Raw genomic sequence first — 17,101 nt, 5'->3', positions numbered from 1 at the left:
ACGGTGGGGCTTACAATCCCTCCGCCGAGAAGATCACCTTCTCCTTTGCAGCCCCGCGTGGGCTCCCTACCACCTACGCCATCCATGACCAGGCGGAGTGGGCGATCAATAGTAATAAGATCACTCTCTATGAGTTCCTCGCCGGGCCCAAGACCTACGTTAAGACTCACCAAGTCACTCTCACGAGTAGTGGTGGTCCTGAGTACCAGGCAAGTCTTACGGCAGCTGACTTTGTCGGATCGGCCAATACGATCCATGCGGGAGAGAATCGCTTCTTCCTCTTTGTTGCCAACGACGAGCCCCTCACAGGTCTGCAGGCTGATGCGACCACGGTAGATGAGGTGATGTCACGCCTGATCAGCCGTATGCAGAGTGCGAATGCATCCTGCAAGGTCCTACTTCAGGGTGGTACGTACCTGCCCATGGTCGGTGTGGCGAAGATGGGACAGGAGTCCACCTCCATCCCTATGACCGGTGCCTCGACGATCAATGTCGACCTGATCCGCGCTGTGGCCCGTATCGACATCCAGACGACGATGAAGGCCACTGCTGCACACCCTGAGTACAAGGAGGTCATCATCAAGGATGCCGTACTCAAGAACGCTTACGACAGGACCGCTGTGGGCGAGCATCGTGCTACCGCTCTGACCACCGTGGGTGGCGTGAAGACTTTTGCCACCATCCCCGCGGGTGGTGTAAGCCCCAGCCGGTCATACAACGGTGTTATGGGTAAGCTGGCTAAGGCCTTCTACCTCTATGAGACCCCGAAGACACTCGTTAGCAAGGATCAGGCGCCCGTGGTCGACATCACCGTAGAGTATGACGGCAAGGAGCATCACGTGGAGGTACCCTTCTATCAGAACGGAGCGGTCGTGCCGGTGAAGCGCAACTACCTCTACACAATCATCCTCGGACCGAAGGAGAGCCCCGTGCCTCCTGTGACGGGAGGGGGCGTTTCCTTTGCTATTGCGGTGAATGAGTGGAATGGTCCGGTCAGTGTCACCGAGTCGCTCAATCTTCTTGCTCCCGCTCAGGGTGCCAAACTTCCTACCGGCTACGATGCGAAGACACACAAGCTGACCGTTGATGCAGCCGGTGTTACCAATGTACAGATCCCCTTTGCCAGCAATTTCGCAGGCTCTAGCTCTACCATTGTTGTAACCGCCAAGGGCAATCCCGACTGGGTCCAGCTCTCCTATGCCGGGAGCCTTATGACCCTCACCGTGAAACCCAATACGACGGGCGTGAAGCGCACTGCCGTCGTGTCGGTAGCTGACGCGAACTTCCCGACTGCTTATCAGTATGAGATTCAGATTGAGCAAGACTAATGGGAGTCGTCATCAGATGAGAAATCACCATATAGAGAAGTAATAAGATGAATAGACATAAGATAGTATGGGGAGCTGCTCTCATGGCACTCCTCGGTATTATCCTCGGCGGCTGCAGCAAGGAGCTTGCGCGGGGAGGAAAGGGAGAGGTCCCCGGTCTTCCCGAGAAGGGACAGGCGGTCACCTTCACCGTGACGACAGGCGTGGAGACCTACGCTGTGCCGGCACAGGACTACGAGAAGTCGATCTCCACGCTGCAGGCACTCCTCTTTGATGCCTCGGGTCGCTACGTGACATCAGGCACCCCGGCGCTGAAAGCTCCGGGCTCCACGAGCTACACCCTGCCGATCGCTACGACGGGAACCTACAAGATGCTCCTCGTCGCCAATTACACCATTCCTGCAGGGAGCCTTACGGGTAAGTCTCTCTCCGACGTACGCGCCATCCTCGTCGATGGTGAGCCGGGTATGCCGAACGCCTTTGTCATGGCATCGACGAATATACCTGACTTCACGGTGACGGCGGGAGCGATGACCCCTGCCGGTACGATTAACTTAGAGCGTCTCGCCGCCCGCATCGACGTCCAGTCGACGCTAGACAAGCTGACGCTCAGTAAGATCACCGTCAAGAATAGGAAGACCCAGTCCTCCCTCCTCGCCGCTTCGTCGACCAACGCCTACAGGACGGATGGTAAGGAGTATGGTTCCTTCGAGCGCTTCCGCAAGCCCGCCACCGACGTCTCCATGGGTCAGATCTACGCATACGAGAATAGTGCTGCCTCTGCCTCCTCTGCCGACGGCACCTCTCTCGTCATCGAGACCGCCTATAACGGCTATGCCGTCAAGCCTCTCGAGGTGAAGCTGCCTCAGATGAAGCGCAACTACATCTACTCCATCCAGCTTATGATGGGCGATGAGGGCTACGTGCCCGACCCGAGCGACAACCCCGACCCCTCCAAGATCAAGCTCACCTACAACGTCAGGGTGGTCGACTGGAATAATGGTCAGACCTTCACCGTGTCGGAGGAGGAGCTGCTGAAGATCTTCCAGAAGGGTGCCGTTTCCTACGCCTACAGCGTCCAAGTCACCACGACGCCCGACATCTCCTCCGGTGTCTCCGCCGACGGTGGGACCGTGACGGTAAATGCCACGGCGACAAAGCAGAAGCTCGTCGGCGGTGCCATTGATCCGACTGCTCCCGCCGAGACGATCACGGGTGGGGACAAGTTCTCCTATACGGTGACCAACGGACCCGTCGACTGGATCAGTATCAGTCCGACAGGCATCGTGACTGTTTCGCCCAATACAACCTCTGCTCCCCGTGTGGCAACGATTGCCGTAAGCCCCAAGGAGAACCCCTCCGCATCCGGAAGCATCAACATCACTCAGCTTGGCAAGCCGGTCCCCCCGACGATAAGTCACGTCTACGCCCTGACCGGTGTCAGCCCCGCGTCACTCACCTTTGTGCCTGCAGGCAGCAGTCAGAAGCTAAGCATCACAGGCACCGACACCGAGATGCAAAATGGCACCCCGACCAAGACCACTCCACTAACGATCGCCGACGTGACGATCACGAAGAGTGCCGGAGCCGACTGGCTCACAATCGTGGATGGTACTATTACTGCAGCGGAGAATGCGACCACCGAGGCTCGTACAGCAGTCTTGACGATAAGTGTGAGTGCCGACTCCAAGCAGTCTAAATCAGTCTCCGTCTCACAGCAGGCTGGGAAGGCAACCACGGAGTACTCTATTACCTCAGTCACCCCCTCTGCAATTTCCTTTAATGGTAAAGGAGAAAGCACAACCATCTCTGTCGCTGGTACCGTGGTGAGTAAAATGAATGGCAAGGAGGTTAGCAGGCGGGATCTTAGTCTTTCCGATATTACTGTTGACAAGGGTGCCGGAGCCGATTGGCTTACTGTGTCCGGTGCTACCATCACTGCAACTGCGAACAATACTGGCAGCGCTCGACAGGCGACTCTTACCATCCGGGTCAAAGCTGACTCAAGTAAGTCTATGGTCATTACCGTCTCCCAGGCGTCTAATGGTCCCGATTACTCCGCTGCGAAGTACAATCCACTTGCTTACGTGGCGAAGTATAATGTGACGTATGAAGGGAATTGGGACACCAATCACACCAGTCATGATCACATGAAATGGTATACAGCCAAGGAAAAGTATTATGATGCACAGTCGATCCAGGGCTCCACGGAGACCTACGAGCTTCCTACTCAAGAGAAATGGCAGGGAATTCTCCCGTACTGGACAACCCTGAGGTTTGACCTCGATGGAGGGAAGCCGTATTTCGTGCCTGACCGTACTGAGCAGGTAACGGTTGCGGGAGAGTGGTTTGATGCCACGAGTGACTACATGATGACCACCATGACAGTCAACGGCCACCGCGTGGGGTGTACCGTTGCGCTCCGCTTCAATGGAGATGACCCGAAAGAGAAACAGTATCGCTCCGCCTGGCTCTACTACTATGGCACGTATGCTGTGAATGGCGAGAGCGTCAATGGTCTCTGGATCTACTGCATCAATATTGCGGGTCGTAAGGGAGGTTATGTGGTGAATGATCTTGATCAGACTTTCTGGGATCAGAATTTGTCCTCTGCTGTGGTTCGGTTCTTGCCCGCTGCCGGCTACTCCGGTGGTGAGGAGGGTAAGGATGGCTACTACTGGTCTTGCTCATACCACAATGACCGGGGGTACAGCGTGTACTTCGATCAGAGCGAAGCCCGTGTGTCCCTCGACGGCAAGGATTTCTCCTTCTCCGTGCGCCTTTTCTCCTTGTCACCTCTTGATTAATTCCCGACCGCCTTTGGTCAGCCGGGGAGGGCGTGTCCCTTCCCCGGTCTGTCTTAATGGCTGACGTCTTTTCATCTTAGTGTGTTTTTTGTAATGGGTGGGACAGAGGGACTTCTCATACGGAGGTCACACTCTGTCCCACCCCTTTTATAAGGATACTGCATGTCGGGCTGTGGGGATCTCTGCAGGAGTTCCTCTTGCCCCCTATTCATACTACATACGCTAATAATCATATAACACTTACAAAGCTTCATATATGTATCTGTGTCTTGCTTTAAGTGGGATACAGGTATATTTACAGAGGGTGCGCCTGCGATGGGTGCACCCTCTTTTTCTACCCCCTCCCCCCTCACCACTCCGACCTGTCTGCAGTGATCCCGCAGGGGCGCAGCCCCGGAGGGATCATCGCTTTTTAGACCGGGTGTCGAGGCACGCAGTGCCGAAGACCCCGGGATAGGATGCCAAGAAAGATATACGACCCTGCCAGGGTGTCGCACATACCAGTTAGTCAATCAGTGCGACACCCTAGCGGGGTCGCGGGGTTAGGGGTGTCTCGCTGCCTCCTTTTCTACCCTGGGTGGTATGCACCCCTGCCGGGGTGCCACACCGCTGATGCGCTTGCTGTGGGTTGCACTCCTTATTATATAGAGAGACTCCGAGGTAGATGGTACGCTCAGGTAACTGACCACAAGTGCTAGGATATGCACTTAGGAGACGTTTCGTGACTCGAGGAGACTTTCGGTTGGGGACTCTGGCGTATATTTGCAGACAACTAAGCAGTGGAGAGTGATAGAAAGAGACCTTTGCATAATACCCCATCTGCGGCGTCACTTTCGAGATTCGGGCTTGGTCATGTGCGTAAGCACACTCCCTTCGCCCTCACTCTCAGTTCCTTGCATCTGGGGTGTTCTGCAAAGTCCCTGCCGAAAAAGCACTGCTTTTTCGGCGAAAGACCATTTTGCAAAGGTCTTAGATGAGGAGTACTCGGCCTATGTCGGCTATCTGTGCCGGTGAGCACTTTTGACCTTATAATATAGGCTCTCCCGAGAGAATTATGATGTGGGTGAGTGAAAAGTGGTACCTTTACGAGAGTAATGGGACCCGACCTCTGGTGGGTCTGTGACTTAGATAAGTAAGATATGCCGGACAATCAATACCATAGTACGACCGACCCGCACTTCGATACCATCCGTCCCTTTACGGACGCTGAGGTGCATGATGCCATCGAGGAGCTGCTGAGGGATGAGGAGTTTCGCCACTTCGCTGATACCTTCGGCTTTGACCTCTCTCCGGAGAGTGAGACGTTGCTGAGCGAGCAGGTGAGGACGATCTTTGACTTCAAGCGCCTCTTCATCAGTGCCGGTCTCTCGAGACTGCTCGATAAGACCACCTTCTCCACCACCATCTCCGGCACGAGCAACCTCGACCGCGAGGGGCAGACGAAGTATCTCTTGGTCTCCAATCATCGAGACATCATCCTCGACTCTGCCATCCTGGACCTGCTCTTTATGGGGGCGGGCCTCTCTATGCCGCGTATGACGCTGGGGGATAACCTCCTGAAGCGTCCCTGGATACGGACGCTCGTCAAGCTCTGCGATGCCGTGGTGGTGAAGCGCGGACTGCCGGTCCGGGAGACCCTGATCGAGTCGAAGCGTCTCTCAGAGTATATCCGTACCGCTGTGGAGCAGGGGGAGGAGCATATCTGGCTGGCGCAGAGGGATGGGCGAGCAAAGGACTCCAATGATACAACCCAGCCCGGTCTGCTGAAGATGCTGACCCTGAGTGCCCCAAGGGGGGCGTCGATCGCTGAGTCGATCGAGAGCCTCCACTTAGTGCCGATGGCGATCTCCTACGAGTATGACCCTTGTGATGCACTCAAGGCGGTGGAGCTACTTGCCCGCCGGCGCAATCCAGACTACCAGAAGCAGCCGACAGAGGATCTCGTCAGTATGCGTACCGGCCTCAGTGGCAGGAAGGGACGTGTCCATATCAAGGTGGCTGAGCCGCTGCATGACCTCGCCTCGCTCTACGAGCCGGAGGCAAGTAAGAATGAGCAACTGGCTGCCATCGCCAGGGAGATCGACCGGCAGATCTTCCTGAACTACCGCTTTTACCCCTCCAACTACATCGCCTACGACATCGTCCGCGGTGGAGACCAATTTGACTCCATGTACAGTCGCAAGGAGCGTCTGCTCTTTGAGCTCTATGTGGAGGAGCAGATGGATGCTGCCAAGGTGGTGACCAAGGATCGAGAGGAGGTGGCACATATGATCTTTGATGCCTATGCCAATCCTCTGATCAATAACCTCATCACGCGCAAGATCATCCGCAGATAAGTTTTACCCAATAGTATAGAAGCAACACCAATGAGTTGGTTTGAGTGCAAAGTCACTTACGAAAAAGAGATCGCCGAGTCAGGCAAAGTCCAGAAGGTCCACGAGTACTACCTCGTCGATGCCCTCACCTTCACCGAGGCTGAGGAGCGTATGAGTGGGGAGATGGAGAACCGTGGTCCCTTCCGACTCGACAGCGTCAAGAAGGTCAATTACTCGGAGACGTTCTTCAATAACGGTCAGCTCTTCTACAAGGCGAAGGTGGGATTCATCCAACTGGACGAGAAGAATGGCGTGGAGAAGAAGAAGTACACCTATATGCTGGTGCAGGCGAATGACTTTAGGGACGCTCTCGAGGAGCTGGAGAAGCAGATGAAGACGACGCTCGCCGACTGGACCATCGCCTCGATCGCTGAGACCCAACTGGTGGACGCCTTTCAGTACGAGGCTCCGGAGGCTAAGCCCGCCGAAGCACAGTAAGAGTGATCATCCCATGAGTACCATTGCCGATCGCATAGAGGCGCTGAGGAGGGAGCTGGGGGAGCAGGTCCGGCTCGTCGCTGTATCTAAGTTTCACCCCATCGAGAAGCTCCGCGAGGCGTACGATGCGGGGCAGCGTATCTTTGGCGAAAACCGCGTGCAGGAGATGGTGGCGAAGCAACCCGAGATGCCAGACGACGTGCAGTGGCACCTGATCGGGACGCTTCAGCGTAATAAGGTCAAGTACATTGCCCCCTTTGTCGACACGATAGAGAGTGTTGACTCGGCCAAGCTCCTCAGGGAGATCGAGCGGCAGGCGGTGCTCCAGGAGCGCCCTGCTGAGCGGGGACCGATACGGTGTCTCCTCCAGATCCATATCTCGGGTGAGGAGACGAAGCATGGGATGGATGAGACTGAGCTCCATGAGCTCCTCAAGTCGGGCCTGATCGACGACTGCCCTCATATCGAGGTGGTCGGGCTGATGGCGATGGCCTCGCTGACCGATGATATGGAGCTGGTGGATCGGCAGTTTGCCCGTATGCAGGAGCTCCTCAGTGAGGTGCGCGACCGGTACTTTGCTGACCAGCCCTCCTTCCGCGAGCTCTCCATCGGTATGTCCCAAGACTATAAGATCGCCCTTAGGCATGGTGCGACGTATGTGCGCATCGGCACAGCGATCTTTGGCCCTCGTGAGTACTGACTTACGTAGGGTACAGCTAATGATTTTTGAATCCATAAATCACAACCAATCATGAAGAAGACAACTACAATCCTCGCCACCTCCGCTCTCGCCCTCAGCGTCTCGCTCAGTGGCTGTGGCTTCCTCCAGAAGATGGACAAGACCGTCCTCGGTGCCGGTGCCGGTACCGCTGCCGGTGCTGCTATCGGTGCCGGCATCGGTAATACGGCAGGTAATGCCGGTGCAGGTGCCCTCATCGGTGGTATAGTCGGCGGTGTCGCCGGCGGTCTCATCGGCAATCATATGGAGAAGCAGGCTAAGGAGCTCGAGAAGGCTGTCCCAGAGGCTGAGGTGGAGCGTGTCAATAATGGTGAGGCGATCCGTGTCACCTTCGACAGCGGCATCCTCTTCGGCTTTGACAACACCGCGCTCAGCCCTCAGTCTCGGGAGGCGCTCACCCGCTTTGCGGCTAATATGAATGCCAACCCTCAGACCAACATCCGCATCGTAGGTCACACCGACAGCACCGGTAAGCATGCCTACAATGTCGGACTCTCCAAGCGTCGCGCTCAGAGCGTGGTGAATTTCCTCCGCGAGCATCAGGTGTCCAGCACCCGTATGACCCTCGATGGCGTAGGTCCCGACCAGCCCATCGCTGATAATGGTACGGCTGAGGGTCGTGCCAAGAACCGCCGCGTGGAGGTCTTCATCCTGCCGAGCCAGGAGATGATCAACGAGGCTAAGGCCGAGGCTGCCAAGCAGAAGTAAGTCGGTCACTCATCCGGACGAGTCTCTTTGTAGAGGATTTGCCCGAGCATAAAAGAAGGGAGAGCAGATCCTCAGTGGGTCTGCTCTCCTTCGTTAGGTGAGTTGTGAAGAACCGGATCACTCCTTTTGCTTGACAGTGAAGGAAGGGCCCCATACTATGGCCAACGCCATAAAGTAAATGGATCGCGGCTTCCCTGTCTTATTCTCCTCAGCGGTCACGGTGATCGTGCGGGTGTCCTTGGAGATACGGAAGGTGATCCAGTCATAATGGATGACCTTGGAGCCGTCCTCCGTGGTGCTGATCTCCATCTCGTCCTTCGTCAGCTCCTTTTCCCTGACCTTATTGACCGTGGTGGCTGATGGATCTTGCTCGTAGACAATAAGAGTGTGGAAAAACCATGGATTCTTCTTTAGAACCACCTCGTTGACCTTGGTCCCTCCGGTCCGGTCAAACTCCATAAACTCCTGCTTGATCCTGGGCGTCTGGCTGGTGTCATCGCACCCGCAGGCGATGAGGAGTAGAAAGCAGATCGAGAGTGCCCACAAGTAATGATGCTGTTTCATATGTTATTCTGATATTCTGGACGTACAGATTATAGCTATTCTTCTGTCTGCGAAGTTACGTGAAATGCGACGCTTCTACAAAGTGGTTCGGGGTGACACATTAGTCTTTTGCATAAAGAAAGGAGAGCAGATCCATCAAGGATCTGCTCTCCCTTATTAGGCGAGCCTGCTCCGATCAGAACATCGGGAGCTGGTAGATGAAGCCGCAGAGCAGCTTATTGGTGGAGGCGGAGGTGTCTTCAACGTTATTCTTGAAGTTGCGACCCACGTAGGTGAGGAAGAAGTGGAGATTGCCATCCGCCATCGGGTAGTACTCCACGCCGGCGAAGTAGCCGAGGGCGGTGCGCTGCTTCGTGCCGTCAAACCACTTGTCCGTGCCACCGGCAGAGGCGGTCTCGTACATACCCTTGCCGAAGATATTCCAGCTGTCGGAGATGTGGTAATTGAGCTTCAGGACGAAGGAGTTGTACTCCACATTCTCCAGATCGGCGATGATCATCTTGCGATTGAGTCCCTCATTGGAGTACATCCAGTCGAAGTGACCGTCCACGGGACCGAAGTCGAAGTGGTTACCGAGGGCGACATACATCATATTGTGCTCCTTGGACTGGCTCATATAGGAGTATGACCAGCGGGTGGTCCAGAAGTTCGGAACGATAGTACCATTCCAATTGAGCGTGTAGACCAGCGGCACCTTTGTCTCCTCCACCTTCTTGTACATGCCGGGATAGGTACTCTCGTAGCTGCCGTTGCGGGCATCGAGCACCTGGAACTGTAGCTGCTGTCCCGGAGTGAAGTCGTAGGAAAAGTTGGCTCCCGTGAGGAAGTTGCTCATGTACTCGATCATATCGGAGTACTCGTAGATCTCAATAGGATTGAGGTCAAACTCGATACCACCATACGCGGCACACTGCTTACCGAGGAACATAGAGAACTTCTCCGTCGGTCGTACGCCGATGCCAGCGATGTCGATCGAGGTGGGGAGGTTGTCGATGTTGCCGGAGCTGCCGTTGGGGCGATTGATACGCTGCCTCCAGCGGTAGGAGAGCCAGGGAGTGATGTTTCCCTTTGCTTCGATGCGGAGCTGTCGGGCGTAGAACTTAAGGCTATTGAAATTCTCCGAGTCCCAAGCGGCATCGAGAGAGGTATTCATATTGAGGAAAAGATTGAACTTATCCTGCTTGGCCTTCACGATGCCCACCTGCTCGGCGAGAGAGGGCTCCGTCGTGTAGTGCTCCTGCTGTGCTGCGGCTGTGGCACCAAAGGCGGTGGCGATCAGCCCGCAAGCGAGTAGTCTGAGTGTAGTCTTAGACATAGGCGGGGGAGATTACATGAAGAGATTGAAGTACTTCTGGATCTGCTGCCAGTCGGTCGTTGTCGTCAGGGAGAGCATCAGGAGGATGCGGGCCTTCTGGGGACTGAGAGACTGAGAGGCGATGAACTCGTACTTATTGTCGTCTACCTCAGCGTCGAGAGTGGTATTGCCGGTCGGGACGCGGGAGGAGCGGACTACGAGGATCCCCTGCTGGCGAGCCTTCTCCAGGACGGGGAAGACATTCTTGTGGATGTTACCATTGCCGAGACCGGCGTGGATCACGCCCTTGTAGCCACCATTGAGGATCGGGTCAAGCATGTCTGCCTCGATATTGGAGTAGGCATAGACGATGCCCACCTTGGGGAGCTTTGTCAGGTTGCTTACGTCGAAGACAATGCGCTGTGCGGTCAGACCGTAGCTCATATTGTAGTACACCTTGCCACCGAAGACGTAGCCGATGGGACCACCGGTGGCGGCCTGGAAGGTCTCTACGGAGGTGGTATTGGTCTTTGAGACGATCTGACCCGGGATCAGGAGACCATTCATAGCGACCATGACGCCCTTGTCGGCAGAGGCCTTGTCGGCTGCTGCGACGACAGCGTTGTAGAGATTGAGCGGACCATCAGCGCTCATAGCGGTAGAGGAGCGCATAGCACCGACGAGGACGACAGGGCGCTTGCTCTTCACCGTCAGGCTGAGCCAGAAGGCAGTCTCCTCCATGGTGTCTGTTCCGTGAGTGATGACGATGGCGTCAGCCTCGTTATTCTCAAAGATCTCATTGATCCTCTTGGAGAGCGTCAGCCATACATCGTCAGTCATATCCTGTGAGCCGATGTTGACGATCTGCTCACCGGTCACCTCGGCGACGTCATTGACCTCAGGCACCGCATCGAGGAGTGTGCCGATGGCTACCTGGCCGGCGGTGTAGTTGCTACCGGTGGCGGAGGTACCTGCACCGGCGATCGTGCCACCGGTGGCGAGGATGTGGACATGAGGCTTCTGCGCCATCGCAGCCATGCAGAGGGTCGTCATCAGTGCGAGGAGACCCAGACGTGTAGTAAGTTGTTTCATAACTTTGAGTTTGTGTAAAGGGGGTATTAATAGATCTGTATGAGTAGCAAGCCTATGGCAATGGCGACACCTGTCGCCACCAGCCCGGGTACCATAAAGGAGTGATTCAGTAGGAATTTCCCAATCTTCGTCGTCCCAGTGCTGTCGAAGTTGATCGCCGCCACCACGGTCGGGTAATTGGGGAGAAAGAAGTAGCCATTGACGGCAGGGAAGAGCGCTATCAGCAGCATCGGTGAGATGCCGAGGGCGATGCCCAGCGGAGCCACCGCGCGGATCGTCGCCGCCTGGCTGAAGAGCAGGATGCTCATAAAGAAGAGGGCGAGCCCGAAGAGCCACGGCATCCTCGTCACTACATCCTGCAGGCTGGCGGTGATCACGCCGATATTACCATTGATAAAGGTATCCCCCATCCAGGCGATACCGAAGATGGCTATCACCGCCTGCATACCGGCATTGAATACCGATCCCTTCGTCGCCTTGATCCCGTCGGTCTTGGTGGCGAGGAGGATGATGGCGGCGGTGCTGAGCATGATCATCTCAATGGCCTCCGGCATGCCGAGCTTCACCGTCGTGCCATCGATGACGAAGTCCGGTCTCAGGGCGGGGATGGAGCCCAGGAGGACAATCGCGACCACCGATACGAGGAAGAGTATCACGCTGAGGCGAGCCTTAAAGGGGGTCTTCGCATTAGGATCCATCTGGGAGAGACGAGAGGGCTCTATCAGTCCCTCGCTCATACGGCGGAGGTACTCGGGGTCCTCCTCCAGCTCTTTCCCCTTATGGAGGCAGGTCAGCGCTCCCACAAAGACGCCCAGTAGAGTAGCGGGGATACTCACCTTGAGGATGTCGATCAGGCTGATGCCCGCCGGGGTGAGGAGGGCGAGAAGCGCCACCGTCGCCGCCGATATAGGGCTGGCGGTGATCGCCTGCTGTGAGGCGATGACGGAGATGGAGAGCGGTCGCTCAGGACGGATCTTCGTCTCCCGCGCCACCTCGGATATCACAGGCAGGAGGGAGTAGACCCCATGACCGGTACCGGCAAGGAAGGTGAATAGGTAGCAAACAAAGGGGCTGTAGATCGTGATCTTATCCGGATGACGACGGAGAAACTTCTCTGCCACCTTGACGAGATAGTCCAGACCTCCCGCAGCCTGCATACAGGAGACCGCAGAGATCACTGCGGCGATCATAAGCATCACATCGATAGGCGGCGAGGTGGGCATCAGACCAAATCCGAAGACCAGTATCGCCAGTCCTATACCTCCTGTCACACCGAGGCCGATGCCGCCAAGGCGGGCACCGACAACGATGGCAACCAGGATGAAGAGTAGCTGTATAAGCAACATATCGTGTAGTTTTATGGGTTTGCCGGCGTGCTGTCCCGTCAGCATTGATACCACAAATGTACTTATTACTCAAGAAATGCATAAAACGAGACGATAAGTAAAGTCTGTCGCAAAGCCGACCTTCCGGTGAGCCGATCGACAGGCGAAGGGAAGACGTATGAAGACCACAGGGTGCGACCCTCAGACTTATATCAGTCTTAGTCGGCACTAATGCAGGTAGTAGTTATGGCTGATCCCGGTAATAAGTGCAGCATCGGTGACCGGCAAGGGGGCGGACATCGATGATTGCGTGCATACATCGGTCTTCTCCACTTTGTAGCTCAGCCGATGCGATGGAGAGGGCATCCCCTACGGATGCAGTAAGACCCGGGTCTGTCGGTTCCCTAAGGCATCACCCCTCCGGACAGGCGCTACAGTAAGGGGATAAGAGGGGATTTCTTGCTACCTTTGCGTGACCGTAAGCGGTCCTCTGACTGTGAAGAAATTAGACCTCTACGTCCTCCGGACTTTCGTCCCCTTGCTCCTCGGGAGCACTGCCGTCGCATGGTTTATCCTTGTGATGCAGCTCCTCTGGCGCTTTGTCGGGGATATTGTCGGCAAAGGGGTGGACACTTGGGTACTCCTCAAGCTGATGTTCTACTCCGCGATGACGGTGGCCCCGATGGCTCTGGTGCTGGGGGTGCTGCTGGCGGGGCTGATGACCTTTGGCAACCTCAGTGAGCGGATGGAACTGCTGTCGATGAAGACTGCGGGCATCCCCTTCACAAGGATCATGCGGCCTCTCCTCGGTCTCTCCATACTGCTGGCGGGAGGGCTCTATTGGTTCCAAAACGACTGGATGATCACCAGTCAGGTTCGCTTCTGGCAGTACTACTTCTCGATCAAGAATAAGTCGCCCGAGCTGGCGATACCGGAGGGGAGCTTTACGCAGGACATCCCCGGCTACTCTATATATATCACGCGTAAGGACCCGAAGACGAAGACGCTCTACGACCTGATGATCTACGATCACTCCGAGGGACCGCAAAATGCCACGATAGTCCTCGCTGACAGTGGCTACCTCTACTCGGTCAACGATGGTCAGGAGATGGTGCTGGAGGCGTACCATGGCGAGTCCTTCCGCAATCTCCGCCCCTCAGAGTCGAGCGACTATGGAGGGAATGTCCAGCGCCCATTCCTGAGGGAGCAATTCTCCTCCAAGGAGGTAATCATGCACTTCGATGACAGCCTCTATATGGTCGATGAGGGGGCGCTGAGTAGCCAGTTTGTCGGCAAGAATGCCCGCCAGCTACGCGCCTATGTCGACTCCCTCACCGTTGTGCGCGACTCGATGGCTCAGGTCAATAGGGAGCTGATCCGGGCGACGGCTGCTCGACCGGTGATGCAGGGCGATGCTCACTCTGTCGCTCGCTCCTCACGAGAAGCTCTCATCGAGGAGATGGCTCCTGTCGCCGGAGTCGCTCCCGGGGCGGCAGTCGGTGGGGCTGTGGGACATGCGGTGGCGAAAGAGAGTGCTAAGGAGGCAGAGACCCCTGCACCCACAAGGAGAGATCTCGACGCAGACCTGCGGGCTCTCGGGTACTCCCAGCTACAGACGATATACAACGCGGCCACACAGAAGCTCAATGCCGACGTCAGCTCCTACTACTTCAATAATATGGACCAGGAGGAGACGGAGAGCCTGATCCGGAAAAACGACTTCGAGTTTTGGCGAAAGTATACCTACCCGGTCGCTGTGATCGTCTTTTTCCTCATCGGGGCGCCTCTTGGTGCGCTGATCCGGAAGGGCGGTATCGGAGTTCCCTTCATCGTGGCGATCTTTTGCTTCATCGTCTTCTACATCCTTGAGACGACCGGAGTGAAGATGGTTAATGAGAGTCGCTGGATCCTATGGAGTGGCATTTGGCTGCCCAATATGGTTCTCTTTCCTGCCGGTCTCCTGCTCACCTACCTCGCCACGCAGGATAGTATGCGCTTCAATGTCGACATCATAGTCAATTCGTTTCACCACTTTATGGGCATCGAGCCGGTGCGCAAGGTGGGAGCGGTGGCGGCAGAGGGTGTCCCCGACTACGCACTTGCCACACGGGATATCGACCGGGCGGATGAGTTGGCAGACCGCTTCATCCACCAGTCCTCGGTAGGGTACTTCGGCTTCTTCACCCGCCCCACGCAGCAGCATCTGCAGAGAGAGCTCGCTAAAGCGCTTGATGATATCGTTGACAATCTCGGTCGCGGGGAGGATATCCTCCTCGTGCACCGTCTCAGCGGCTACCCCGACCTCGAGGAGCTGGCAAACGTGCGTAAGCCACGGGAGCGATGGCTGCGGATCGCACTGATGATCCTCTTCCCCCTCGGGCTTCTCGTCTACGCTTACTACCAGATCAGATACATAGCCTTCCGGCGTGAGTGCAAGCACGTCCGGGACAATAATAATAAGGTGCGTGGTGAGATTGCCCGCATCACCGAACATCGTAAATCAAACTAAATAATAGATATGGACGAAAAGATCAATCTCAATACCATCGACGAGGCGCTCGAGGACCTGCGCCAAGGCAAGCTCATCATCGTGGTCGATGATGAGGACCGGGAGAATGAGGGAGACCTCATCGGCGCTGCCGAGATGATGACCCCGGAGATCATCAATTTCATGATGCGCTACGGTCGTGGCGTGCTCTGTACCCCTATGACGGCTCAGCGCTGCGGTGAGCTGGAGCTGCCGATGCAGGTGGTAGACAATTCGTCCCCCCTCGGCACCCCCTTCACCGTCACCGTGGACCTACTCGGTCATGGGGTCACCACAGGTGTCTCCATGTCGGACCGCGCCGCTACGATCCGTGCCCTTGCCGATCCCTCACTTCGCCCCGATGATCTCGCCCGTCCTGGTCACGTCAATCCCCTCCGCGCTCGCAATGAGGGCGTCCTTATCCGTGCTGGGCACACCGAGGCTACGGTAGACCTTTGTCGTCTCGCCGGACTTCGCCCCGTGGGCTGTCTCATCGAGATTGTCAATGAAGACGGCACCATGGCTCGTCTCCCTCAGCTCCTCGTTTTTGCCAAGGAGCATGGGCTTAAGATCATCACTATCGCTGACCTGATCAAGTATCGGATGAATAGTGAGAGCCTCGTGGAGGAGGGTGTAGAAGCAAAGTTGCCGACGAAGTATGGCGACTTCCGCATCATCCCCTTCCGTCAGCTCAGCAATGGCCTAGAGCACGTCGCGCTCGTCAAGGGTGAAGTCTCGGATGGTGCTCCGGTGCTGGTTCGCGTCCACAGCAGCTGCGCCACGGGGGACATCTTCGGCTCCCTCCGCTGCGAGTGTGGCGAGCAGCTGCACAAGGCTATGGAGCTGGTGGAGCATGAGGGCCGTGGAGCCATCGTCTACCTCAATCAAGAGGGCCGTGGCATCGGGCTCATGGACAAGATCCACGCCTACAAGCTCCAGGAGGAGGGGATGGACACCGTCGAGGCCAATGTCCACCTCGGTCATCGACCCGATGAGCGGGACTATGGTGTCGGTGCTGAGATACTCAAGAAGCTCGGCATCCGTAAGATGCGCCTCATGACCAATAACCCCGTCAAGCGGATCGGTCTCGAGAGCTACGGCCTCGAAGTGGTGGAGCACGTCCCGATCGAGATCGCACCCAATAAGTACAACGAGCGCTACCTCCGTACCAAGAAAGAGAAGATGGGACAGGACCTCCACGAGGTCTAAGCCTCCACACAGAGGTCCTATTAGGACAGAAGAGCCCCGAGTCGAATCACTTCGCTCGGGGCTCATTGTTATGTATAACGTGCAGTCTAACATCTAACTGCCTGTTGTTAGTCAAAAAAAAGAAACGAGTCAACTACCGTACAAGTGTACGAAGCGACCCGAGATCTTTCAAGAGAAAACTGTCTCCCGACAGCTCAGCTCTTACCTTAACCTTTAATCTAATACTATTATGAAAAAACCACGATGCAAAGGTAGAGACTTTATCCCATATATGCAAGTGCGAGACTTGGATTTCTTATCCATTTGCCTTCGCTCCCTTCCACTGATACAGCTCCCGGTCACGCTTAGTGGGCGTCCCTATACCTGTAGAAAAAAAGAAACGAGTCGCCTCCAGAATGAGGTGACTCGTGACCTTTCAAGAAAAAGCTGTCTCACGACAGCTCTGTTCTTACCTTAACCTTTAATCTAATACTATTATGAAAAAACCACGATGCAAAGGTAGGGACTTTATCCGAACCATGCAAGCCTTTGCCCACTGAAGATTGCAATTTACCCCATATTTGACAATAATTTGTGTTTGTAAGCCTTTGGCTAACGCTCTTTTGTTCTTCAAGGTGTGCGCTTAACCATACCCTTCAATGGGCTAATTCGCATTTTGATGTGCTGGGAGGGGGAGGATGGTGAAAGGGGGTTTG

General features: G+C 55.8%; 12 protein-coding genes. 8 read left to right on the top strand and 4 right to left on the bottom strand.

Features of this window, described 5'->3' with window-relative positions:
- The 6 genes from QZR17_RS07520 to QZR17_RS07495 all read left to right on the top strand — a co-directional run.
- Positions 1–1,328, top strand: a 1,328-nt coding sequence (locus QZR17_RS07520; RefSeq protein WP_297129578.1) for a hypothetical protein, incomplete at its 5' end; no start/stop codon positions are given.
- A 47-nt stretch (positions 1,329–1,375) separates the two neighbouring features.
- Positions 1,376–4,135 (top strand): BACON domain-containing carbohydrate-binding protein, encoded by a 2,760-nt coding sequence (locus QZR17_RS07515; RefSeq protein WP_297129576.1) that lies wholly within the window; start codon positions 1,376–1,378, stop codon positions 4,133–4,135.
- 1,139 nt (positions 4,136–5,274) lie between these two features.
- On the top strand, positions 5,275–6,471 hold the full coding sequence (locus tag QZR17_RS07510; RefSeq protein WP_297129574.1) for a 1-acyl-sn-glycerol-3-phosphate acyltransferase: 1,197 nt from the start codon (positions 5,275–5,277) through the stop codon (positions 6,469–6,471).
- 30 nt (positions 6,472–6,501) lie between these two features.
- Positions 6,502–6,948: a DUF4494 domain-containing protein gene (locus QZR17_RS07505; RefSeq protein ID WP_297129572.1), complete on the top strand. Its 447-nt coding sequence runs from the start codon at positions 6,502–6,504 to the stop codon at positions 6,946–6,948.
- Between the two features lie 13 nt (positions 6,949–6,961).
- Positions 6,962–7,648 (top strand): YggS family pyridoxal phosphate-dependent enzyme, encoded by a 687-nt coding sequence (locus tag QZR17_RS07500; protein WP_297129571.1) that lies wholly within the window; start codon positions 6,962–6,964, stop codon positions 7,646–7,648.
- 51 nt (positions 7,649–7,699) lie between these two features.
- Complete coding sequence (locus QZR17_RS07495) at positions 7,700–8,395, top strand: OmpA family protein (RefSeq protein WP_296160585.1); 696 nt, start codon at positions 7,700–7,702, stop codon at positions 8,393–8,395.
- Positions 8,396–8,512: 117 nt separating this feature from the next.
- Here QZR17_RS07495 and QZR17_RS07490 read toward each other — a convergent pair whose 3' ends face one another.
- The 4 genes from QZR17_RS07490 to QZR17_RS07475 all read right to left on the bottom strand — a co-directional run bounded on the left by QZR17_RS07490 (position 8,513) and on the right by QZR17_RS07475 (position 12,688).
- Positions 8,513–8,959, bottom strand: a complete 447-nt coding sequence (locus tag QZR17_RS07490) for a hypothetical protein (RefSeq protein WP_297129569.1) — start codon at positions 8,957–8,959, stop codon at positions 8,513–8,515.
- 175 nt (positions 8,960–9,134) lie between these two features.
- On the bottom strand, positions 9,135–10,274 hold the full coding sequence (locus tag QZR17_RS07485) for a porin (protein ID WP_297129567.1): 1,140 nt from the start codon (positions 10,272–10,274) through the stop codon (positions 9,135–9,137).
- 12 nt (positions 10,275–10,286) lie between these two features.
- Positions 10,287–11,345, bottom strand: a complete 1,059-nt coding sequence (ansB, locus tag QZR17_RS07480) for an L-asparaginase 2 (protein WP_297129565.1) — start codon at positions 11,343–11,345, stop codon at positions 10,287–10,289.
- A 26-nt stretch (positions 11,346–11,371) separates the two neighbouring features.
- A complete protein-coding gene (locus QZR17_RS07475) occupies positions 11,372–12,688 on the bottom strand; it encodes an anaerobic C4-dicarboxylate transporter (protein WP_297129580.1) in 1,317 nt (438 codons plus the stop codon).
- Positions 12,689–13,166: 478 nt separating this feature from the next.
- Between QZR17_RS07475 and QZR17_RS07470 the strand changes: the two genes are divergently transcribed.
- Positions 13,167–15,179 carry an LptF/LptG family permease gene (locus QZR17_RS07470; RefSeq protein ID WP_297129563.1) on the top strand — a complete coding sequence of 671 codons (2,013 nt, stop codon included), beginning with the start codon at positions 13,167–13,169 and terminating at the stop codon, positions 15,177–15,179.
- A gap of 9 nt (positions 15,180–15,188) precedes the next feature.
- A complete protein-coding gene (locus QZR17_RS07465; RefSeq protein ID WP_297129562.1) occupies positions 15,189–16,406 on the top strand; it encodes a bifunctional 3,4-dihydroxy-2-butanone-4-phosphate synthase/GTP cyclohydrolase II in 1,218 nt (405 codons plus the stop codon).
- The last annotated feature ends 695 nt before the right edge of the window (positions 16,407–17,101 follow it).

This window comes from uncultured Porphyromonas sp. (assembly GCF_900541275.1).
Lineage (GTDB): Bacteria > Bacteroidota > Bacteroidia > Bacteroidales > Porphyromonadaceae > Porphyromonas_A.
The sequence above is the reverse complement of the archived record's forward strand: the minus strand, read 5'-3'. Positions and strand labels throughout refer to the sequence as shown.

Bases quoted from the DNA above. Each gene is read 5' to 3' on its own strand.
- QZR17_RS07515 (WP_297129576.1), top strand. From the start codon at position 1,376: ATGAATAGACATAAGATAGTATGGGGAGCTGCTCTCATGGCACTCCTC.
- QZR17_RS07510 (WP_297129574.1), top strand. From the start codon at position 5,275: ATGCCGGACAATCAATACCATAGTACGACCGACCCGCACTTCGATACC.
- QZR17_RS07505 (WP_297129572.1), top strand. From the start codon at position 6,502: ATGAGTTGGTTTGAGTGCAAAGTCACTTACGAAAAAGAGATCGCCGAG.
- QZR17_RS07500 (WP_297129571.1), top strand. From the start codon at position 6,962: ATGAGTACCATTGCCGATCGCATAGAGGCGCTGAGGAGGGAGCTGGGG.
- QZR17_RS07495 (WP_296160585.1), top strand. From the start codon at position 7,700: ATGAAGAAGACAACTACAATCCTCGCCACCTCCGCTCTCGCCCTCAGC.
- QZR17_RS07490 (WP_297129569.1), bottom strand. From the start codon at position 8,959: ATGAAACAGCATCATTACTTGTGGGCACTCTCGATCTGCTTTCTACTC.
- QZR17_RS07485 (WP_297129567.1), bottom strand. From the start codon at position 10,274: ATGTCTAAGACTACACTCAGACTACTCGCTTGCGGGCTGATCGCCACC.
- ansB (WP_297129565.1), bottom strand. From the start codon at position 11,345: ATGAAACAACTTACTACACGTCTGGGTCTCCTCGCACTGATGACGACC.
- QZR17_RS07465 (WP_297129562.1), top strand. From the start codon at position 15,189: ATGGACGAAAAGATCAATCTCAATACCATCGACGAGGCGCTCGAGGAC.